Annotated in this window: 15 protein-coding genes; 2 read left to right on the top strand and 13 right to left on the bottom strand. The window is 42.3% G+C overall.

Annotated elements, in window-relative coordinates; genetic code table 11:
• Window positions 1-402: 402 nt before the first annotated feature.
• The 10 genes from uxaC to HDC92_RS23685 all read right to left on the bottom strand — a co-directional run bounded on the left by uxaC (window position 403) and on the right by HDC92_RS23685 (window position 17,552).
• Window positions 403-1,803: a glucuronate isomerase gene (uxaC, locus tag HDC92_RS23730; RefSeq protein WP_012781324.1), complete on the bottom strand. Its 1,401-nt coding sequence runs from the start codon at window positions 1,801-1,803 to the stop codon at window positions 403-405.
• A gap of 31 nt (window positions 1,804-1,834) precedes the next feature.
• Window positions 1,835-3,487: a UxaA family hydrolase gene (locus HDC92_RS23725; protein ID WP_012781323.1), complete on the bottom strand. Its 1,653-nt coding sequence runs from the start codon at window positions 3,485-3,487 to the stop codon at window positions 1,835-1,837.
• A complete protein-coding gene (locus tag HDC92_RS23720) occupies window positions 3,484-5,001 on the bottom strand; it encodes a tagaturonate reductase (protein ID WP_183877372.1) in 1,518 nt (505 codons plus the stop codon). Before HDC92_RS23720 ends, HDC92_RS23725 begins: the two co-directional genes overlap by 4 nt.
• 179 nt (window positions 5,002-5,180) lie before the next feature.
• Window positions 5,181-6,245, bottom strand: coding sequence for a pectate lyase (gene pelA, locus HDC92_RS23715; protein ID WP_012781321.1), 1,065 nt, complete (start codon window positions 6,243-6,245; stop codon window positions 5,181-5,183).
• A gap of 18 nt (window positions 6,246-6,263) precedes the next feature.
• Window positions 6,264-7,928 carry a glycoside hydrolase family 28 protein gene (locus HDC92_RS23710; RefSeq protein ID WP_183877371.1) on the bottom strand — a complete coding sequence of 555 codons (1,665 nt, stop codon included), beginning with the start codon at window positions 7,926-7,928 and terminating at the stop codon, window positions 6,264-6,266.
• Between the two features lie 114 nt (window positions 7,929-8,042).
• Window positions 8,043-9,047: a pectinesterase family protein gene (locus HDC92_RS23705; RefSeq protein ID WP_183877370.1), complete on the bottom strand. Its 1,005-nt coding sequence runs from the start codon at window positions 9,045-9,047 to the stop codon at window positions 8,043-8,045.
• Between the two features lie 5 nt (window positions 9,048-9,052).
• Complete coding sequence (locus HDC92_RS23700; RefSeq protein WP_036675628.1) at window positions 9,053-10,597, bottom strand: DUF4957 domain-containing protein; 1,545 nt, start codon at window positions 10,595-10,597, stop codon at window positions 9,053-9,055.
• Window positions 10,598-10,608: 11 nt separating this feature from the next.
• Window positions 10,609-12,387 (bottom strand): RagB/SusD family nutrient uptake outer membrane protein, encoded by a 1,779-nt coding sequence (locus HDC92_RS23695; RefSeq protein ID WP_183877369.1) that lies wholly within the window; start codon window positions 12,385-12,387, stop codon window positions 10,609-10,611.
• Window positions 12,388-12,408: 21 nt separating this feature from the next.
• Complete coding sequence (locus HDC92_RS23690) at window positions 12,409-15,600, bottom strand: SusC/RagA family TonB-linked outer membrane protein (RefSeq protein ID WP_183877368.1); 3,192 nt, start codon at window positions 15,598-15,600, stop codon at window positions 12,409-12,411.
• Between the two features lie 263 nt (window positions 15,601-15,863).
• Window positions 15,864-17,552, bottom strand: coding sequence for a sodium/sugar symporter (locus HDC92_RS23685; protein WP_183877367.1), 1,689 nt, complete (start codon window positions 17,550-17,552; stop codon window positions 15,864-15,866).
• Window positions 17,553-17,685: 133 nt separating this feature from the next.
• Between HDC92_RS23685 and HDC92_RS23680 the strand changes: the two genes are divergently transcribed.
• Window positions 17,686-18,720 carry a LacI family DNA-binding transcriptional regulator gene (locus HDC92_RS23680; protein ID WP_183877366.1) on the top strand — a complete coding sequence of 345 codons (1,035 nt, stop codon included), beginning with the start codon at window positions 17,686-17,688 and terminating at the stop codon, window positions 18,718-18,720.
• Here HDC92_RS23680 and HDC92_RS23675 read toward each other — a convergent pair.
• Both HDC92_RS23675 and HDC92_RS23670 read right to left on the bottom strand, forming a co-directional pair.
• Window positions 18,703-20,385, bottom strand: coding sequence for a glycoside hydrolase 43 family protein (locus HDC92_RS23675; RefSeq protein ID WP_183877365.1), 1,683 nt, complete (start codon window positions 20,383-20,385; stop codon window positions 18,703-18,705). The genes HDC92_RS23680 and HDC92_RS23675 overlap by 18 nt on opposite strands.
• A 13-nt stretch (window positions 20,386-20,398) precedes the next feature.
• Window positions 20,399-21,436, bottom strand: coding sequence for a pectinesterase family protein (locus HDC92_RS23670; protein ID WP_183877364.1), 1,038 nt, complete (start codon window positions 21,434-21,436; stop codon window positions 20,399-20,401).
• A 227-nt stretch (window positions 21,437-21,663) separates the two neighbouring features.
• Here HDC92_RS23670 and HDC92_RS23665 point away from each other — a divergent pair, with 227 nt between their 5' ends.
• Entirely contained in the window at window positions 21,664-22,677 is a 1,014-nt protein-coding gene (locus HDC92_RS23665) for a LacI family DNA-binding transcriptional regulator (protein WP_183877363.1), read from the top strand.
• Between the two features lie 81 nt (window positions 22,678-22,758).
• Here the strand turns inward: HDC92_RS23665 and HDC92_RS23660 are convergent, their stop codons facing one another.
• Complete coding sequence (locus tag HDC92_RS23660; RefSeq protein WP_012781309.1) at window positions 22,759-23,202, bottom strand: SRPBCC family protein; 444 nt, start codon at window positions 23,200-23,202, stop codon at window positions 22,759-22,761.
• Window positions 23,203-23,455 lie beyond the last annotated feature (253 nt).

The raw sequence follows: 23,455 nt of genomic DNA, 5'->3' as shown, positions 1-23,455 counted from the left end.
CTCCGAAGCGGGTTGCAAAAGTAGGAAAATTATCAACCCAATCAAACTATATCACACCATTAAATCAACTTTTATCCTAACTGCCTTAATTACAATCAGAAAAATTTAAAAAAATGCTGCCTTTTTATTGTTTTAACGCTTATGCTCCCAAAAACAACATTCTATACCCGCCAAACCAGGCAATCCCTGAAGGCAAAGCCCGCTCCTGGTAAGGCCATGTCCTCACATCATCCACACATTCTACACACTTTCTTCACAAAAAGGTACCTGTTTGTGGGTTTGGTGTGAAGGAAGGGTGAACCAGGTGTGAAGAATCACACTTCTTGTGAACAACATGGCCTAAAAAAAAGCCCCTGCAGTATTGCTACTACAAGGGCATATCTAAAATTAAAACAAACGATGTTAGAAGTTAAAATACGTTTTGGCGTTGTTGTAACAGATATCCTGTATCACCTTTCCAAGCCATTCCTGGTCATTTGGCAGTTCACCATTCTCCACATCGGCTCCAAACAGGTTACACAGTATCCTTCTGAAGTACTCATGGCGGGGATAAGAAAGGAAACTTCTGGAATCTGTAAGCATCCCCACAAAGCGGCTCAGCAGTCCCATATTAGACAAAGTATTGAGTTGTTTGATCATGCCATCCTTCTGGTCCAGGAACCACCAGCCCGATCCCCATTGTACTTTACCAGCAACTGTACCATCATTGTAATTACCAATCATGGTGGCCATCAGCTCATTATCAGCAGGGTTCAGGTTATACAATATGGTTTTTGCCAAACGGTTCTGGCTGTCCAGGTTGTTTAAAAATTTCGAAAGCTGCTTCGCCTGGCTAAAATCACCTATAGAATCAAAGCCGGTATCTGGTCCAAGCTGGGTCAGTAACCTGTTGTTGTTGTTTCTTAATGCGCCCAGGTGGTATTGCTGTACCCAACCTTTTTCATGGTCCCACAGCGCAAATTCAAACAACAGGGCCGATTTAAACTTCAACACTTCATCCATACTTAAAGCAGCTTTCGTTCTGATCTTTACAAAAATGGATTTCACTTCCTCAGCAGTATAGTCTTCTGCATAGATCTGCTCCAATCCGTGGTCTGAAACCGAACAGCCATTGGCCGCAAAATAATCATGGCGTGCTTTTAAAGCCGAAAGGTAAGTATCCAGGTCATTGATCTCCGCTCCCGATAAAGCTGCCAGCTTATCTATATATTGGTTAAGCCCGGCAGTATCATCTGCATTCATGGCCTTATCCGGCCTGAAGGCAGGCAATATCTTGATATCTACCCCGTCATTTTTTAGTTTCTGGTGAAACTCCAGATTATCCAGCGGATCATCGGTAGTGCACAATGTTTTCACATTCATTTTGCGCAGCAGGTTCAGCACCGAATATTCGGGCGTCTGTAATTTAGCGGTACATTCATGATATATACGTTCTGCATTTTCGGCAGAAAGCACCTCATGCACATCAAAATACCTTTGCAGTTCCAGGTGTGTCCAGTGGTATAAAGGGTTTCTTAAGGTATAGGGAACGGTCTCTGCCCATTTTTTAAACTTCTCCAGATCGCTTGCCCCACCGGTGATGTAATGTTCATCGATACCATTTGCCCGCATGGCGCGCCATTTATAATGGTCGCCATATAACCAGGCCTGGGTAATGTTCTCAAAATTAATGTCATTTGCCATTTGATCGGGAATCAGATGGTTGTGATAGTCAATCACCGGCATTTGTTTGGCAAAGTTATGGTACAGCATTTCGGCTGTTTTGCTCTCTAATAAAAAGTTTTCGTCTAAAAATTTCTTCATGCAAATAAGTATATAATGTATTTACGCGTTTCTATAAGGAAACGCCTCTTTTCCATGGAATAAAATCGTCCTGAATGTGACGTACTGCACTCACGGTAGTATGACCGCTGGCCACGTCGATCACATAATTCAAGATCCTGCTGCCGGCATCTTTAATGGTCTCGTCGCCATCAATAATAGGACCTGTATCCAGGTCTATAATGTCGCTCATCTTATTAAACAGCTTGGTATTGCTTGATATTTTAATTACCGGGGCAATAGGGTTGCCTGTGGGGGTACCCAGGCCGGTAGTAAACAGCACTACATTTGCACCCGAGCCCACTTCGGCCGTGGTCGATTCCACGTCGTTACCCGGGGTACAGAGCAGGTTCAATCCTGGTTTAAATACTTTTTCGGGGTAGTCCAGTACAGCAACCACCGGAGAAGTGCCTCCTTTTTTAGCTGCTCCGGCAGATTTAATGGCATCCGTGATCAAACCATCTTTAATATTTCCTGGTGAAGGGTTCATGTCAAAGCCCGAACCGGCCTCAGTTGCCCTTTTGCTATAGGTTTTCATCAGGTATTCAAAACGTTCAGCATCTTCTTTGTCCACACACCGATCGCTCAGGTTCTGCTCTACACCACAGAGTTCAGGGAACTCGGCCAGGATCACCGATCCACCCAGCGCCACCAGCAGATCGGAGGCATACCCAATTGCGGGGTTTGCAGAGATACCTGAAAAGCCATCAGAACCACCACATTCCAGTCCTATGCACAGTTTGCTTAAAGGTGCCGGCTTTCTTTCATTGGCATTGGCCTGGATCAAACCTGCAAAGGTCTGCTTGATCGCCTGGCTCAACAGTTCCGATTCTTTTCCAACGGTTTGCTGATCCAGTATATATAAAGGCTTGTCGAAGTTTCTGCTCCGCTTTTCAATTTCTTCTTTAAGGATGCTTACCTGGGCATTCTGACAACCCAAACTTAACACTGTTGCTCCCGCTACATTGGGATGGGTAATGTATCCTGCCAGCAATCCGCATAAAGTTTCTGAATCCTGACGGGTTCCGCCGCAGCCCCCCGTATGTGTCAAAAATTTAATACCGTCTACATTCGGAAACATCCGGTTTTGCTTTTGTGCCTTTTCCGAATACGTAAGCTGGGCATTTAAAATGTCGTTTACACTGGCTCCTTTTTCGTAAAGGGCCATCAGTTCTTTGGCTTGCGACTGGTAGGTCTCGTTCCGGCCGTAGCCCAGGTTGTTCATCAGGGCTTCCTGTAAAACCTCCAGGTTTCTGTTCTCACAAAACACCATAGGGATCACCAGCCAGTAATTGGCGGTACCCACCTGACCATCGTTGCGGTGAAAGCCCTGAAAGGTTTTGTCTTTCCATTCTGTTACATCCGGTTTTTGCCAGTCGACATGTGCATCTGTAGTGTTAAACTCAGTAGCGGCATGTTTGATGTTACTGGTAGTTAAAATTGAACCTACCGGAATGTCCATCTGGGCCTTACCTACCAATACACCATACATGATCACTTTATCCCCCGCAGCCAGATCGGCAGTGGTAAATTTATGCTTGGCCGGCACATTGTCTGTCAGCAAATAAGATTCACCTTCATAAATCACTTCCTCTCCCTTTACCAGATCAGTAAGTGCAACCAACACATTATCCTTAGGATGAACCTTTAATATTCTTTGTTTCATTGTTTAATTTGTAATGTCTCTTCCAGCCTGGCCAAAGCGTCGGCCACACCATGTTTCAATATATTGTTATAGTTTTCTTTTACCGTTTCATTAAAGCCCTGCAATGACGAAAGGTCAGTACCCCATAATTTACTGTCTGCCAGTACTAAATTTACGTATTCCGATTCATTTTGCTGTGCGATATTGTAAAAATAAGCAGCTTCATCATCGGTTATTGCGTATTCATGACCTTTGTAATTGCCAAAGTACTGATCACCATCTTTTCTGGCCGATTTCATGAACAGCAGGAATGCGGCAAAACCAAAGGCAATATGAGCAGGTACTTTTTGATTGAGTTTATAATAATTGAGCAGGACAGGCAAAATCCTGATTTTCATTTTCATGGTATACTGGAAGGTAATGTTGATCCAGAGGTGCTGGATACTTGGGTTTGCAAAGCGGTCTATCACCGTATTTGCAAAAGCAATAGCTTCATCAGGCGCTACATCATAAGGTATGGCACCAACAATTTCCTGCATCATCAGCTCATTTACATAATTCCTGGTCAGGCTGTTGTTCATGGCTTTGGTTACCGTATCGATACCCAGCAAATAAGCAATGCCCGAGGTCAGGGTATGCGAACCATTCAGCAGGCGTACTTTCAGTTCTTTAAATATTTCAATATCGGGCCTCACAATTACGCCGTTATCAGCAGCTTCCAGACCAAGCAGTTCAGCAACCTTTTGTCCTCCTTCAATGGCCCAAAGGCGGTAAGGTTCGGCCATAATGATCAATTCATCTTTATACCCCAGTTCCGTTTCCAGGCTAGCCAGTGTGGCTGCATCAGGTTTTCCGGGAACAATACGGTCTACCAGCGAATTGCAGAAATGGACATGGGCTTTTAACCAGGTTAAAAATGCTTCGTCCAGCTTGTTAAATGCAGCTAGCTGCAATACAATGGCCTCCAGTTTTTTTCCGTTATCCGAAATAAGTTCAGTAGCAATTACAGCTATATCGGCGGCGGCAGCTGCTCCCAATGCCTTATAGCGTGCGTACAACACCGCGAGTAATTTTGCGGGGAAAGATTGCGGGGGGCTTTGGTCTATACTTTCCTCTACCAGCTGTATCCCCACTTCGGTAGTATTGGAAACGATCACCTTTAATAAAGGTGATGCCGCAATATCCAGAATAGTGTTCCAATCCTGATCGGCAGTAAGCACTCTGCTAATGGCCGCAGAAATGATATTCTCTTCTACAGGCTGTCCGTTTTCAATTCCCCTTACACAGATGGTATATAAACCGTTTTGATCATCAAATTCTTTGGTACCGCCTTTGCTGGTCGATTTGATTACAGCTACCCTACCATTGAACAATCCTTTTTTATTGGCCTTATCGATAAAAAAATCAGGCAATCCGCGCAGCAGCACACCCGTGCCAAATTGCAGCACTTTTTCCGGCAGGTTAAATATTTTTTCATCGGGAGCAACCACTTGATTTGGTTTAATGCTATTTAAGGTATCTTTTGATAAAGTCATTTTTACAATTTATATAAGGTCGTAAAACAAGTCTACATAATTATTACTAGTAAAAAACCCTGTTATACGGTAATTATTTACGCAAACGTTCTCGATAACGTTTTCGTTAGACCGCCAGGAACAGGATTTGGAAATGGCCCTATGCCCGCTGCTATATTGCGCAGCATTAAGGGGCTGGATTAAAGGGATTTTAACCAGGCTGGATATTTCTTTTGAAGCAAATTACTGGCCCAGTTACCGTACCATGCATAACCAATGCGCCTTTCCTGTTCTATTTCGGCAACGGTCTTTTTTGGCAGGCTATCCCTTCCAACAAATATGGGTTCATTGGTATCGATGTCATAAAAACGGGCCCATAAGACTGATCCGGGTTTCTCAATAAATATACGGTCTTTACCTTTGGGCTGTTTCGCATCCTCAATAAATACAAAATCGTGATCTGTTATTTTCGACCGTTCAAACCAGGCCATGGCTGCACTCAGGGCATCTTTAATTTCTGCACCAGGGTTTTTAATGCGCATCAGGAACTCGGCAATACCAACAGATTCCATCGCACTTAAAGAAGCAAGTTCAAATGCCCTTGCCTTGGCGGGCTTTAAGGTGTGTTCATCGTATTGAGCCGCCCAGACCGTTAGTTTGCCATTTACCCTTACCTGTGTTTTTAAAATGCAGGAAATTCCTTTTTTAACTGCGTTTTCGGCTTTAGGGCGAAAAGCAGCCGGGAGCTGATCAAAATTGTTCTTCCCTTCTGCAATGTCCTGCATAATGTTCAATACATTGACCATTGCATTGTCGTTATAAGTTATCTGTCCACGATACAGGCTATGGTCGGGGTGGTACTGGGCCCAGCCCCCATTGTCGTACTGGGCATTTAACAGGTAGTTTACCCCTTTTTCCACAGCTTTCAAATAGGCCGGGTTTTGTGTATGCTTATAGGCAGTAGCCAGGTAGCGGAGTTCTTTCGAAGTTGCTTTATTGTCGATGGTAGCATCGTTATGCATAGAATCAGCCCTTATCAGGCTTTTTTCGGCATCAGACAGCACTTTATTGTATAATTGATCTGTTATTACCTTACCCACGGCCTTTGGCCATCCGCCAACACTGCGCTGGTAAACCAACATATTTTCGGCAGCCGGATCTGTTGAATGATCAGTTTTGGCGGCAACCTGTGCCCTGGCACTTAAACATGTGAAACCCGCATTTAGCAAACAGATCAATACTGTTTTAATCATTCTTTCTGACATACCTTTTATGTTTTAAGGTTATTTTATTTCCAGTACATCTGCCTGTGCCCCATGACCAAATTCAGTTTTTACTGCTGCTTTTGAAGTAGCTGTACCGGTTAATTTTATATTGCTGTTTTTTGCCCCGTTAATTCTGAACAGCAGTTCGGCATTGGTATAACTGATATTGCTGAGGGTTACAGAGCTACCATTCTGGATATAGATCAGGGGCTTTGCATTTTTTATATCGAGGTGAACATTGGACAGGCTGATGTTTTTAGCTTCCTGTATATCCAGTCCTTCTTTTGCTTTAATGGTTAAATTGTCCAGAAAAATATCGCTGATGCTCATTTCAGGCAGTCCTCTTATAAATACAGCTTTGGCTGCACCGTCGCAAACTACATTACTGATATAGAACTTCCTGAAAACAGGTGTTTCTTCGGTAACGGGCAGTAATTCTACTTTAGGTGTTTCTCTTTTTTCGCCTGTTAGCGGAACCGGGTCTACTGCGGCATAGTACATGTCAAAAAGGATGGCCTCGCCCGGAATGTCTTTCATGTTGATGTTTCTGGCGTAGATGTTTTCCACTACACCACCTCTTCCTCTTGTGGTTTTAAAACGCAGACCGATATCGGTACCTATAAAGGTACAATCGGAAATAAAAATGTTTTTTGCGCCCCCCGACATTTCACTACCGATCACAAAGCCACCATGTGCGTGGTACACCGTGCTGTGGCGGATTACTACATTTTCGGTTGGCATTGCCCGCTTGCGGCCTTCTGCATCACGGCCCGATTTGATACAGATGCCATCATCGCCTACATCAAATGTACTGCCTTCTACCAGTACATTTTTACAGGACTCTATGTCAAGGCCATCACCGTTCTGGGCATACCATGGGTTTTTGGCATATACATTTCTTATGGTAATGTCTTCCGACATCAGTGGGTGCAGGTTCCATGCGGGTGAATTCTGAAAGGTTACGCCTTCCAGCAAAACCCGTTTGCAGCGATTAAGCACCAACAGGTTCGGGCGCAGGAAATCTTTGATCTCTGCATAAAACGCAGCATCTTTATCTTTAGTAATGACACCCGCATTTTTCATCTTTGCACCTTTCATGGACTTTGCTGAGGGGTACCAGGACTTGTTGTCTTCGCCTACTACGCCGCCTGAGGCAAGGAGACTTTTCCACTGGCTTTCGGTCAGTTTATCTTTCTTTACCATGCGCCAGGCCTCGCCACCACCATCCACAATACCGTAACCGGTGATGGCAATATTTTGCTGGTTACTGGCCCAAATGGGCGATTGGTTACGCATTTGAGGTAAGCCTTCCCAGTTGCCTTCTACCAAAGGATATTGATCCATATCTTTTGTAAACTGCAGCAGCGCATTTTTTTTAAGGTGCAGGTTTACATTGCTTTTCAGTTCAATCGGACCGGTAAGCCACAGACCTTCAGGGATCACCACTACACCGCCACCACGTTTATTACAATCCGTAATGGCCTGGTTGATGCTTTTTGTATTTAAAGTGATCCCGTCATTTTTTGCTCCATATTTAAGAATATTAATGGTATCTTTTTTAAAGAATGTTTTTGCGATTACCGGCAGGTTATCGAACGAATACGCTTTTTTATTTTGTGCACCTGCCTGGAATGTGCTGATCAATAAAGGAATGGCTAATATGGCGGATACTATTTGTTTCATATTTGAAATTAGAATTTATATTTGGGTTATACTTAATAAAGCAAGTCTACATAGTTTAAAATAAGATTGGAACAAAAAGCAGGAAAATAACTGCGCAATCGTTGCCGTTTTAAATTATTGTACAGGGTTCCAGCCACGGAAAACCTGTGTTATATTATAAGTTTTGGCTTCGTCATCACTAAGCTGCTGCGACCAATCTGTTCTTTTATCGGGTTTATAACCAGGTCCGGTGTTTTTATATTCTGCATAATAGGCTGTCTGTTTATTGCTCTCTTTACCCCAATGGTCCCAGCCGGCGGGTTTGATCATATTTCCAAGTTCGCAATTGATGAAAACAGTTTTAGCATACGGTCGCCATGGACGGCCCAATGCAAAAGAGTTTTCAGGTGCATCGCCGGTTATTTTACAATTTTTGAAAACATAACCATATTTGGTGGTATCGGGGGTAGAGGCCGCGGTAAGGTATGACCCACCTTTTTTGCAAAAGAGGATACAATTTTCAAACATTGCAGTAGATGACCCAAAAATAAAATCAGTTGTCCCTTCTATATAACAGTTTTTATAATATTGCCTGCTGCCACGGCCATAGGTATAAAGTGTGTCCTGAAAACCAAGGAACCTGCAGTTTTTGAATACCGCCTGATCCGATGCGATCCATACCGCAACAGCCTGTCCGACCGGCCCTGAAGAATTGGCAAAGGTGATGTTCTCTGCAGCAAAACCATCCCCATAAATATAGAATGAGGAAGATCCTGAAGTACCCATTGCTTCTTCGAAACTGTTTTTCTTTTGTGCATAGTCATCATAAGTAAGCACAGTTTTTTCAGGGTTTTCGCCAATCAGTTTAACCATCTTTTTAGAGGCCGAAAGGTTAAGTTTTTCTTTGTAAGTGCCATTTTTGATCAGGATAACCGTAGTGGCATTTCTAAAATCGGGCACCGCGTTTATAGCTTCCTGTACCGTTTTATAATCACCACTACCATCCTGTGCAACAATGATCTTTTTATCCTGGCCGTAAATATTCGTTCCCGATAGCAGGGCTACCAGGGCTATAGTAAGGCATTTAAGACCCAATTTTGCCCTCTTATTTTTTTGAATACCTTTTTTGTTTTTTATCATTTTTTTTATCTCCATCGCGGATCTCCGATTCCATTGGCTTTTAAATCTACCTGACTGATGGTAAAATCACCAGTTGCAGGAGATTTAAACCCTGGGTCAAGCGTTGTACCACTGGCATCTACCTTAACCCCGACAGTAGCAGAAGAAACCATATTTGGTGCTGTAAAATAGTTATTTCCTGATAAGGTAACCAGATTGGTCTGTGCCTGGTTGGCCAGCAGGCCGTCGGTACTGGCAACTATATTTTTTGTAAAATATATTTCATGGCTGGCAGCAGGGATACGCACATAAAATAACCGCTTGCCACCACTTGCTACAGCATTTAATGTATTGTTACTTACAGTAATGATTACTTTAGCTGCCGGATAGCTGGCACTTGCAGAATTGTCCATACGTATAAATTCCCTGGCACCCTGTGCATATAACGTATTATTGGTAAAAGTCAGACTATTGGCAAAACTGCCACGAAAATCTATAAACTCTCCTCCTGCACCAAATGTACTGAACACATTATTGTTAATTAAAACCGATGAAATTGTACTGACTATAGTTGTGCTTGTTAAGCCCAATATACCACCACCATAATTTTTTATCACTGAACCATCAATTTCAAGATTGCCAAAATTACCTGCAGCATAAGTAATGGCAAAAGTAGGTGTAGCCCCACCGTCAATAACCAGGTTCTTGATTTTCAGGGAAGCGCCGCTTTGTACATTAAAGCTTAGGTTGTTAAGTACAGGTCGTTCTGTAGCTTGAAAAGCTACGACTGATATAGATTTTGTAACGGCAATTGTTGCCCCTGCAAAATCAAAATTCCCTGTTTTTACGGCCAGGATATCGCCGTTAACCGCTGTGGTCAGGGCGGTATTAAATTCGGCTACAGAATTGATTATTTTTGCATTTCGAATGTCAACATAGGTTTTAAATGTTATTGTGCCGCGTATTTTGTTTCCATTTAGCAGTTTTGCGGTATAATTGGTCTCGCCTGTCAGGCCTGTTACCGTAGCAGAACCGGCTGCAATTTCGGCCGGGGTTACCGTATGGCTAAGGTTACCCGGGCTAAGGGTGATGGTTGTTGCCGTTTCGCCGGCAGGCCAGGTCAATATCGCTGAGTTACCAGAAATATCTGCTAACTTAACTGCGTTAAATATCTGCTCTGCATCAGTTTTCACTGTTGCTGTTACCCACTTGGAATCCCCTACATCTTCACCAGCAGCTTTAACCCTTATGGCATATTGAGTATCGCCAGCAAGTCCTGAAACCGTATAAGGAACCTGCGTAAAGGCAATATTGCCGATTGTCTTTACAGGTGTACCAGAAAAATCTGCATTTTCAAAAATTTCTATCGTATAGGTTTTTGCGTTGTTTACGGCTTTCCAGTCGAGCTTTACCGAGATCTTATTTACCACCGTGGCAGTTAAGCCGGTAGGAGAAAATGCACGGTCTACTTTAAGGGTAGTTATTGGATCGAGCTGATCCTCTTTACAGCCTGAAAATCCGATCAAAGTTGCGAGGAAAAGAATACTGATATATCTTTTATTATTTTTCATAACCATTAAAATTATAGTCCCAGATTAGCATTATTTAACAATCCGTTAGAGGAATCTAAAAACACCTGCCATATTGGCCATACCTGCTGTGCATTTGGATCTTTTACAAAAAGGGCATCCCAGAAAGTTTTGGTATCACCGGATGAAACCATAGTCCATGTTTTATTTGAAGTATAACCCAAAGCAGCACCTGCCGCATCTGTATCGCCAAATTTTAAACCATAAATCTGTACCGTCTCCCCATCAGCAGCGGTTCTATAATAGATTTTAGCTGGCAGATTAGCATATTTACCTTGCCTGTTCTCTAGTTGTCTTAATTTATCCTTTGCTTCTGTCAGTTTGGTATTTAATAAATTCCATCGGATCAAATCGGCCTTTCTAAGCATTTCTCCAGTAAATTCCAATGCCCTTTCATTCACAATAGCATCAAAAAATGTAGGTTTAGAAGCTGTCGCCGCAGCCATAAAGGTGGTAACTTTCGCAGGATTGGTTGGGAAGGCCCTGTCGCGCACCTGTTTTAAATATGGTGCAGCAGCAGCCGGTCCATCCAGTTCATTAATGGCCTCAGCTGCCATTAACAATATATCTGAATAACGCATATACATCCAGTTTAACCCATCATCATTGGTAGAGGTAACTTTCCTTTTCATCCATTCGTAACGGTATTTTCCAAAATACAAACGCCCAAGTGCAGAAGGCACCTGTATTCCATTTGTCCATTCATATGGAACTACGGTAACGTCCCTCCTTACATCGTCTACATCATACTCATACAACATAATCGGGTTTGGACCATTGGTACCGCCTTTGTTTTGTCCGGTATACTTATCAACAGTAGTATGTCTGACACCCAGATCAAAAATTACCCTTCCCCTACCTTCACTAAATGGAATTTCCCACATCGATTCCAAACCGGCAGCACCTCCTTCTTCATTTAATTTTCTAAAGACTTCTTCAAAGCCAAGCAGTTTTAATTTACCACTGCCAATGATATCGAGACATTCCTTTTTTGCGATAGCATACATTTTGTCGCGGGCCAGGTCAGGATCTGTACTTAAATGTACCGTACCGTCCAGATGCTGGGCATAGCCCCCGGCTGCTAATGCCAAACGCGCTCTCAACCCCTTTGCAAAAGCTTTGCTGATCCGCTCTACCTTACTTGTCAAAGCGTTTTCATTAGGCCAGGGCAGATAATTTGCGGCTTCATCCAGATCAGCAAGGAGCTGTTTATATATCACATCCCTATCGTTTCTTGGCAGGTAAGCTGTTTCTGTAGTAATGGGTTCAAAACGGGCCGGCACATCTCCCCAACCCTTGATCAGGTCATTGTAAATCACAGCCCTTAAAGTCAGAATTTCACCTAATGTTTGTGCCAGCTGGGCATTGCTTTCTACTTTTCCATAAGCTCTTAGGCCCCTTATGGCCAGGTTGGCCCTTTCAATTGCCTCATAAAATTTGGCCCAGGCATTGTCGCTCGTATTCATTTGACCATTGGCTACATTGGTATTGTAATTGGATAATTTAGCTTTATCATCATCCACGGATTTTAAGGTATTGTAAACCTCAGCATCTGTATTGATCCCATAATAGACCAAGAACCTGCCACGATAAGAATTGGTTTCACCAAAGGAATGAAAGATACCTGCTACTGCCCCTTCAGCCAGGCTGGGTGTAGAAAAAATAACAGATTCATCTAAGGATGATTTGGTTGGTGCCTCCAAAGCACTTTTGCAACTACTCACCACCATCAATACGGTGAGGATATATATAATATTGACAATCTTTTTCATTTTCTTAAAATTAATAGTGTCCTAAAAATTAACATTCAATCCAAAAACAAAAGATTTGCTTCTTGGATAAGCTGAATAATCAACTCCCGGTGTTAACCCTGTTTTGCGCCTTGTCGAAACTTCGGGGTCAAACCCTGAATAATCGGTTAACAGCCATAAATTATAAGCTGATGCATATAATCTTAATTTTTGCATTTTTAGTTTAGCTGATAAATTTCTGGGTAGGGTATAACCCAGTGTTATGGTAGACAACCTTAAAAAAGATCCATCTTCTATGGCCCAGTCGCTCAACACAAAAGACCTCATATAGGGCGACCAGAGCGTGGTATTCGCGTTCATAGCAGTCAATTCGGCCGGATCGTTACTGATCGTCCCATCTGCCCGCAGGTTTGTCCAGCGATTGCCCGTTGCCATAGTTGAGATCATGTTTCTTGAATTGTACTTACTGGTAGAAGTGTATTCTATTTTATTTGCATTATAGATATCGTTGCCATAACTCCAGTTAAAGAAAGCACCTATATCAAAACTATAGATTCTGGAATTGATAGAAAAGCCACCTGTATGCAGGGGATTGGCATTCCCAATTACAGTCTTGTCGTTCTGATCAATCTTCAGGTCGCCCGTAAGATTTTTAAGTTTCATAGATCCCGGACGCAGCGTACCAATAACCGTACTTGCATCGGCTACACCATCTTTTAATGTCCAGTTCCCTGTGGCAGCATTGTATCCCGTAAAATCTGAAACTTCATACCTGCCATCGCTCTGGTAGCCGTAAATTCTGCCAATCGAGGCTCCTTCTTCTACCAGATAATCCACACCAATTTCTGTTGAGGCCCATCCGGATGTACCGTTAATGTTTTTTACTGTACCTAATGAAATTACCTTATTTCTATTGAAACTTATATTTGCATTCACAGACAGATCAAAATTGGATTTCTTTACCGCGTTCCAGCTTGCCGAGAACTCTAAACCTTTATTCTGGGTTTTTCCAATGTTCCGGAACTGAAAATCATAACCAGTTCCTGAAACCGGGAATTGAATTAAAAGGTCGTTTGTGCGATTCAAATAGGCATCAATTGTACCTGTAACTTTAGAATTAAACAGGGCAAAATCGACACCAATATTCCTTGTAACAGTGGTTTCCCATTTCAAATCCGGATTGGCCATAATTTTGGATGGTGCCCAATAGCTGTTAAACCCATTTACCCAGGTGGTGGTAGAATTTTGAAACGTTTGAGCGATTTGTCCGGGTGGAATATTGTTATTCCCTGCAGTACCATAGCTGGCCCTTAATTTCAGGTCTGCTAACCAGGATTTAGTATCCTCCATAAAGCTCTCTTCTGAAATTCTCCAGGCTGCAGAAACAGAAGGGAAATATCCCCAGCGGTTTTCAGTTGAAAATTTCGAAGAGCCGTCTGCCCTGAATGTCGCGCTTAACAAATATCGGCCCAGATAATCATAATTGGCCCTGCCAAAAAACGACAAAAGCTTATCATCAGGGGAAAAATTATTGTCTATGGAGTTTGCCTTACCCTGGGTAGACAAAACCCTGGCGTTCTGAAAAGTAAATGTTTTAGGGAAGCCATGTACTACGTTGGTCATTGTGCCTTCCTCAATTTTAATGAATTCCTGTCCGGCCAATACGGTAAGATTGTGGTCTTTTTTCAACAGTTTATTGAAGCTATAGCTCAGCGTATTTGTATTTCTCAGGCTGTTCCTGTTGGTATTGGAAAAAATAATTGCTGGAAGGTTCTGGTTTTCGCTGGTGGGTACATTTCTTACATAATAGGTTGTTGTACCGTAAAACCGGTCCTGGTCATTTCTGTAACCGTCATAACCGACTTCTGAGCGCAACTTAAGGTTATCTATGATTTCGTAGGTAAGTCCAGCACTTAAATTATAGGTTTTACGGTGGATATATTGGTCATTATCGGAAATAGATACCAATGGATCATACAAATTAAAAGTATCATCCGTTTCAGTAGTTGTAGTAAGCCCCTGTATTGGAAATGGCGGATAGATCATGGCGTTTTTTAAACGCGAATCTGCAGAAGATACCTCATTCTGTTCATTTACGCCCCCGCCTTTTGTTTTAGTATCTGCATAACGTAGTCCAACATCCAGTGTAAGCTTACTGTACAGTTTATGGTTCATTTTAAAGTTAACGTTTTGCCGTTCATAACTGGAGAGCTGCATAATGGATTTGTCTTTTACAAAACTATGGCTAAGGCTATATTTTGTTTTTTCACCTCCTCCGCTGATGTTCAGGTTCTGGTTAAAAGTAGTACCTGTCCTGCCAAAAACCAGCTCCTGCCAATCGTTGGCCGGTGTATTTCTGTAAAGGTCTATATCCTGATAGTTGCCCAGATATTTGGTATATACATCGAGTGCATTGCTCAAAAGTGCTCTTTCGTACTGCCAGGATGCATAATCAAAAGGTGTTAAAACATCCAGTTTATTGGCTAGTTTTCTGGTACCGGTAAATACATTATAGCTGATATTCGTTTTACCACTTTTACCACCTTTTGTGGTAACCAGTACCACCCCATTGGCACCCCTTGAACCATAAATAGCTGTGGAAGAAGCATCTTTTAAGATATCAACCGATTCGATATCCTGCGGTGCAATGTCAGATATAGAGGCTACCGGGAATCCATCTACAATGTAAAGCGGAGAATTACTCTGTGTAATTGAGCCACCGCCCCTTACCCTTACCACCATTTCGGCATCAGGCGAGCCTTCTGTTGAAGTAATGTTTACCCCCGCTACACGCCCTTGAATAGCTTCTAAAGCTGAAGAAACCGGCGCAGCAGCAATTACATCTGCACCTACAGAAGAAACAGCACCCGTCAGGTCTTTTTTACGTACTGTACCGTAACCAATATTGATCACCACTTCATCCAATGAGGAAATGTTTTCTTCGAGTACGAAGTTAATTTTGGATTCATTTCCTACCGTAATTTCCTGAGGTTTATAACCTACGTATCTGGCAATCAAAACAATGTTTCCGGTTGCAGGAACATTTATTTTAAATTGTCCCTTTTCATCTGTGCTGACCACATTGCCGGCACCTTTTACAGTTACAGATACTCCGGGAATAGATTGTTTGCTCGTTTTGTCTGTTACCTTGCCCGTTATTTGCCTGGTTTGCTGGGCATCTGCTAATCCGAAACATAGGATGAGCATACTAAATAATAGTAAAATTCTTTTCATACGTTAATTATATTTGGTTAGTAAAGAATACCTTACCGGTACTCCTGTAAACAAGTTACATTGTTTTCTAACACAAATTATACGTTTCGACAAGTAAATTTGTGCAATCGTTGCCGGAAAAACGGAGATCAGAGGAAGGATTTCATATTGATAATCAGCCACGTAAGAAGGATTTTCAATAAAACTAAAGCCATGGTTGTTTCCTGCTTTTAACGGAAACAACCATGGCTTATCTGGCTTTCAAGAAACTGGAAGCTAACAGCTTACCAGTAAATGGTATATAAGGCCACCAGCAAACCGCAGACAATTAATGCACCTACAGCAAAACCTTTGTTGGTTTTAAACATACTGCCATCTATTTCCAGTCCTTTGGCCACTACCCCCCTGCTGGTTTCAACTATACTGATGAGGAACATAACTACCATACAGATGATGAAGACAAAGCCCATCCGGTCCAGGAAAGGGATCTCGTAAAGCATGGTACCATCTTTCTGTTGCACAAGCTTTGAAAAGCCAGAGGCACTTAAAAATTCCAGGTTCATAACAAAAGGCAGGAACTTTAAAACTACTGACAGGGCAAAGCCACCTACAGTAGCAAATAATGCTGCATTTGAAGTGGTTTTTTTCCAGAAGAAACCTAAAATGAACATCGCAAAGATACCAGGAGAAAAGAAGCCTGTATATTCCTGTATGAACTGGAACCCTCCCTTTTTATCAATGCCTAGAAATGGTGCAATCACAATGGCAATGAGCATTGCAGAAATTACCGTCCATCTGCCAATTACGACCTGCTTATCTTCATGCGCATCCTTGTTGATTACCTTTTTGTAAATATCGAGTGTAAAAATAGTGGCAATGCTGTTGGCCTTGCCGGCAAGAGAGGCTACTACTGCGGCAGTGAGCGCTGCAAATGACAATCCTTTTAACCCTGCAGGAAGCAGGTTCAGCAATACGGGATAAGCCGTATCCGGAACAACTTCCCCACCCTGGCTCATACTGGTCTTAAAATCTCCGTATCCTTCTTTATAGAGTACATAAGCGGCAATTCCTGGCAATACGACAATTACCGGCATTAATAACTTCAGAAAAGAGGCAAACAGGATACCGGAACGGGCTGTTTTTAAATCGGCCCCCAGGGCACGTTGCGTAATATACTGGTTACAGCCCCAATAGTTGAGGTTTACAATCCACATCCCCCCGATCAGCACGGTAAGCCCCGGCAGGTCCAGGTAATTTTCATTGTCTTTTTTAAAGATCATGTGGAAATGTTCTTCTGCATGTGTTGTTAGCAGGTTAAAACCTTTTAGCACCCCGCTTGAGCCAAAATGTGTGGCAACCAGATCCAGGGCAAGATAAGTAGTGGCCAAACCACCGAGGATCAGAAAAAATACCTGAACTACATCAGTATAACCAATTACTTTCATCCCTCCGAGTGTAATGATAATGGCAAAAACCGCCAGTATATACATACAGGCCTGGGTATTGATGCCCGATATGCTGTGTATGGCCAGTGCCCCCAGGTAAAGAATTGAAGTAAGGTTTACCACCACATATAACAACAGCCAGAAAATAGCCATGATCATGGCTACCGTACCATTATACCGCTGGTGCAGAAACTGAGGCATGGTATAAATCTTATTTTTAAGGTATACGGGGATAAAGAAAACGGCCACAATAATTAAAGTTGCCGCTGCCATCCATTCGTAGGTAGCTATGGCAAGACCCATTTTGAATCCTGAACCGCTCATACCTATAAATTGTTCCGCAGAAATATTAGAGGCAATGAGCGAGGCCCCTATAGCCCACCAGGTCAGAGAATCCTTAGCGAGAAAAAAGTCTTTGGAATTCTCTTTCTGTGCCTTTTTTTGACGGTACACCCACCATCCATAACATGCAACAATTAAAAAGTAGACCAGGAATACGGCATAGTCGAGTGTTCCAAGAGTTTTCATAAATTTGTTTATTGATTTAATTTGGTTGAACGAAAATAAGTAAAGATTACTTAAAATCGCAATCGATTGCTTAAAAATAATTTCAGCATATTTGTTTGATTACATGAGTTTATAAAATTATACCGGAACAACCATGAAACAGCCAAAAAGGGCAACGATATATGACATCGCCAAAAAGCTTAATTTAAATCCGTCATCAGTTTCAAGGGCATTGAATCACAGCAAGAACATCAGCACCGCAACAAGGGAGTTAATTTTAAAAACGGCCGAAGAGTTGAACTACAAGGCCAACAGCATGGCCTCTAACCTACGCAAAGGCCATAACCGGACCATTGGTGTTGTTGTACCCAGAATTAACCAGAATTTTTTTGCCAATGTGATTGCTGGTATCGAAGAGATAACTTATCAGCAGGGCTACAACCTGATTATATGCCAGTCTAATGAATTGGCCGCAAGGGAAATCAAATGTATAAACACCCTGGTTAACCAGGATGTAAGCTGTATCATCATCTCTGTAAGTGCTGATTTCGAGAGTGATGACCATTTAAAGAACATCAAGGAACAGGGCATTTCATTGATCCAGTTTGACCGTGTAGCAGATGAACTGGATACATTTAAAGTGACAAACGACAATGAAAGTGCCTCGAGGGAAGCGGTGGAACATTTAATTGCCGAAGGGTATAAACGTATTGCCTTGCTGGAAGGCCCTCAAAACTTAAACATTTTCAGGCAGCGTAAGGCCGGTTACTTAAAGGCGCTCCGCAAAAATGGCATGCCTGTAATTCCTGAACTGATTGTTGAAAATGCCTGGACGAAGGATTTAGGGGCTATAGCTACCAGAAAGTTGCTCGGATTGCCTAACCCACCTGATGCGATATTCGCTTCTACTTCCGACTTTGCAGCATTGGGTGTATTGGAGGTAGCCAACGAAATGAACATCAGTGTGCCGCGAGATTTGGGCATTTGCGGCTATTCAAATGAATCTTTTACAGAAATTACCACTCCTATGTTAACCACTATTGATCAGCATAGCACACTCATGGGTAAAACTATTGCCCAGCTTTATTTTCAGGAACTGGGTTCAGTTACAAATGGACGTAAAGATAAAGTTGTGAACATCCAGCCGGAACTGATCATCCGAAAGTCGACGTTAAAAAGTAAGATTTAATGCCTCCACCCTGAACCAGTCATAATCTGCATACCCCGAATCATTGATCTGGTCTTCCCTTGTCGCAAAAAGACCCATTTTGGCTCCAATCCATTTGCCGGGGCTAGCCTCAAAACTAAGTCCGGAATCTATAAACCTTTCGCCATCAAGGCTATAACTAAACTTACATTTTGCCCCATTTTTTACTGTTAAGCGTAAATAAACTGTGGGTGTTTTTAATTTGGTAACCAGACTTTCCTTTTCCACATTTCCCTTATCTGCTTTTTCGCAGATTACGGTAACCAGCTGCAAGCCATCTTTCTTACTCCTGATGGCGATGTTTGCATAGGTTAACCCCATCACCACCAATCCGGTCTTTTCATTTTCCAGCTTTGGGTTAGGATTAAAAGTGAGCTTTGTGGTGGCTACAAATTCATCTGCCGGAAATTTTTGCAGCAATACATTTGGCACATCCCATAAGTTTTTGGCCTCAGCAGGAATTTGCTGGGTATATAATTTAAGGCTTCCTTTGGCAGCATCTGCAAAAGCATACGTGGTCAGGGGATTGGCTTGCCATTGCCATTGAAGGCCCAAACCGACATTGTTAAATTCATCGCTTTCTGCCGGGGTATTGATGGGGTAGACTTTGCCTACTGAAGGCTTTTTATAGCGCATAACCGGATTTCCGTTACCATCACCATCTGCATCCATACCTATTACCGGCCAGTCATTTATCCATTTCATGGGCTGAAGGTGTACTACCCTGCCATACGCATCTTTGTCCTGAAAATGCAGGAACCAGTCTTCGCCCGTTTGTGTATTTACCCAGGCACCCTGATGAGGTCCGTTAACCAGGCTTTTTCCCTGTGACATGACTACTTTACGCTCATAAGGGCCATATATATTTTTAGCACGGAGCACCAGTTGCCAGCCTGTAGCAACGCCACCCGAGGGTGCAAAAATATAATAATAACCATTGCGTTTATAAAACTTCGGTCCCTCTATGGTTGGGTCAATTTCATGTCCATCATATACAATTGTACCTTCATCTATGGCTTGGTTGCCTTCTGCATTCAGCTGTTTCACTGCAATCACACTTTTTATACCAGCACGACTTCCCGCAAATGCAAAAGCAAGGTATACCCTGCCATCCGCATCCCAAAGGGGGCATGGATCTATCAAACCTTTACCAGGCGCTACCAGTACGGGTTCAGTCCAGGGACCGGTGATCGTTTTGGCCTTAGTAAGATAGATGCCAAAATCCGGATCAGGATAATAGATATAAAATTCATCCTTATGGTAACGGATAGCAGGTGCCCATACGCCATTTCCATGCTGTGTTTTTTGAAAATGATCCAAAGGCAATTGTCTTTTTAACGCATGCCCTATAATTTTCCAGTTCACCAGATCTTTAGAGTGCAAAATGGGTAAACCCGGAACGGCATCAAAGCTGGAAGCGATCAGGTAGAAATCATCACCTACCCGAATGGCATCGGGGTCAGAATAGTCAGCATTCAGCACAGGATTTTTGTAGGTACCATCCCCCTGATCGGCCACCCATACTTTTGAAACATACCCTGCAGGAGCAGGAGTAATGTTTAAATTCTTTTTTTGCTGTGCATCAATGCCGGGTATATAGAACAGGCTAAAAAAAGCAAGAGTTAAAATAGAAAAACAAGGCTTCATAAAATTTTGGATCTTAAAATTCGGATGAATTACTATTCGGTACCCAGGCAGTTTTACCCGAAAATATATGCTTTAGTGTATATTGTTTAACTGCTTTGGTACTAAGCTGCTTAGACCAGGCTACACGTTTTGTATGGGAACTCCCTTCACCTGTACTCCCATATTCTGCATAAAAAGCGGTTTTTTCCTTGTTTGGAAACATGGCGTCGCCCGGCCATGCGTTCCATCCCTCGGGCACAATATGACCTGCCATGTTTGTCCGGATAAAAACTGTTTTGGCATAAGGGCGCCATGGCCTGCCAAGAAAAACCTTCTTGGCCGCTGCATCCACCGTTAATCTGCAATCAAAAAATACATAGCCATATTGTTGCGCCGGACTGGTGGCTGCAGCAGTAATATAGGAATTGCTCAGACTGTTAATGGTACAAGTCTGGAATACTGCCGTAGCTTCACCAAATATAAAATCGGTAGTCCCTTCTATATAGCAGTTCACATAATACTGCCTGCTGTCGGGGTTTGCCGTATATAAAGTATCCTGGTTACCCAAAAGCCTGCAGTTTTTTATTACCACCCTATCGGCCTCTACATGCAGGGCAACAGCCTGCCCCACCCTGCCGGCAGTATTGGCAATGGTCAAATTCTCGGCTGTAAAATCACTGCCCTGCACCAGTACAGTGTAGGAGTTAAAAGTGCCGAATTTATCTTTTCCAAAAGCATCAGGACCGGAAACATAAGCTTTGCCTGAATAATCCGCATTGGTAATGATCGTTGTTGCAGCATTCTCTCCTATGAGTGAAATGTGTTTTTTCCATGAAGGTATAACCAGTTTTTCATGATAAATACCTTTTTTGATTGTGATTTTTACCTGAAGCTGTCCAAGGTCCCTAACCGAATTGACTGCTTCCTGTATGGTTTTAAAGTCGCCGCTACCATCCTGCGCTACAATGATCAGCGCAGGAAATTTTTGCTGGGCCCGGGCAATATCAGGTAAAGCCATTAAAACCACCAGGCTTAAAATTTTAAGGCTCTTTTTTACGTATTCAAATTGCATGTATTAAATATTTGCTTTAGCACGCTACTTTAAATCAACAGATACAACTACAAAATATAAATGTTAACCAATAAAAACGAAGCAATCGATTGCTTTTCAAGAGGTAAGTTCTCTGGTTTAATATTTGGTATGACAATCATACGAATTTCGATTAAATAACATGTCGATCAAATTCATTATATTTATGCAATCGTTCTCGGAATTACTTGTCAACTACGCTTTAGTTTATGTTTGAGCCAGCTACTTTAAAAGATATTGCAATTGCTTTAGGATTGTCTACCTCTACCGTGTCAAGGGCGTTAAGAGATACTTACGAGATCAGCCCCAAAACCAAAAAACTGGTACTGGAATACGCAGAAAAAATTAACTATCGCCCCAATCCTATTGCACAAAGTTTAAAAGAACGCCGTACAAAATCAATTGGCGTTATTGTAAGTGAAGTAGCTAACCAGTATTTTTCTCAGGCCATCAATGGCATTGAATCCATTGCTTACGATAAGGGTTACCATGTTATCATTACCCAGACACATGAATCGTATGAAAGAGAAATGATCAATACCCAACATTTGGCCTCAAGGGGTGTAGATGGTTTACTAATTTCACTATCCGCAGAAACAAAAGATACCGGTCACCTTAGTGCTTTACACGATAAAGGATTACCTATCGTATTTTTCGACCGCATTGCGGAGGAGATACATACCCATAAAATTAGTGCAAATAATGAAAAAGGTGCCTTTGAGGCTACTGAACACCTGATCAGAGCTGGCTATAAAAAAATTGCACATTTAAGCAGTTCAGCCCATCTGTCTATCAGTATAGAGCGTCTTCGGGGATATACTAAGGCCTTAAACCAATATGGAATAGCACTCAACCCTGATTACATAAAAAATTGTCCGCATGGCGGTATGTTTCAGGAAGAAACGGAAAGTGCAGTTTTAGAGCTGCTAAACCTTAAAGAAAAACCGGATGCCATATTTGTGGCAGGCGACCGGCTATCGATGGGCTGTCTTACTGTATTTAAGAGTTTAAATGTAGATGCGCTGAATGACATGGCCATTGCCGGCTTTAGCAATTCTGATATGCTGGATCTACTGAAGTATCCGCTTACCTCTGTGCGGCAGCCGGCCTTTGAAATGGGACAGATTGCCACAACCATGCTGCTCCAACTGATAGAAAGCAAAAGGCCGGTAACAGAATTTGAGAATAAGGTACTCGATACGAAATTGTTCCTCCGCCGATGATCAGGACGCGCAGCTTTCAGTTTGCAACTCTAAATTTACTGGTGAAGGGTTATTCAGTGCAGTCGTTAAATCGACCAGGGATTAACTGCCATTTTCAGCAAGCGCTTTTACTTTTGCCATTGCCAGCGGCCAGGTATCTTCCATATATTTTACATACTCCTCATTCATATCCATATTAACCAGCCAAACGGTTTTACCCTCAACTTCTTTCAGGGTATAATTCTCCAGGGCATCTCCCCATTGCTCTCCCTGATAACCAGTAAGATCTTCCACACCGTCTTTCACTTCCCCCAGATGATGGATAGAAAGGAATTTACCAGGAATACTCTCGACAATCTCCGAGACCATTCCGTTTCCCTTACCATCCAGGAACAAAGCTTTGCTACCCTTTTTCCAATCCGTTTCTACACTTGAACCCTCAGCAAATGGTGCTGTCCAATCATTGTAAGTTTCCTTTCCAATGATAATCTCCCAAACTTTTTCGGGGCTTGCATTAATCGCAATACTAAATTCTAATTTTTTCATGATGATTTATTTTAACACTTACCTTTTTGATAGATATTATTTTGGTTGGACCATATAAAACTAGCCCTTATAGATTAAAGAAAAGCTGTGTGAAAACGACATTAAACAGGGGTTATTGCGACAGCTTTTAATATAAACCCATCCAGGGCATTGAAACCTTTGTTTTGGATAAGGATAGAGTACTTGACAGCAAATCCAGTTATTTAGAATAATTCTTATTAATACTGAAATAAAATATTAGATTTGTCACTTA

The organism is Pedobacter sp. AK017 (assembly GCF_014200825.1).
Lineage (GTDB): Bacteria > Bacteroidota > Bacteroidia > Sphingobacteriales > Sphingobacteriaceae > Pedobacter > Pedobacter heparinus.
Note: the sequence above shows the minus strand (reverse complement) of the source record. Positions and strands in the feature narration are given on the sequence as shown.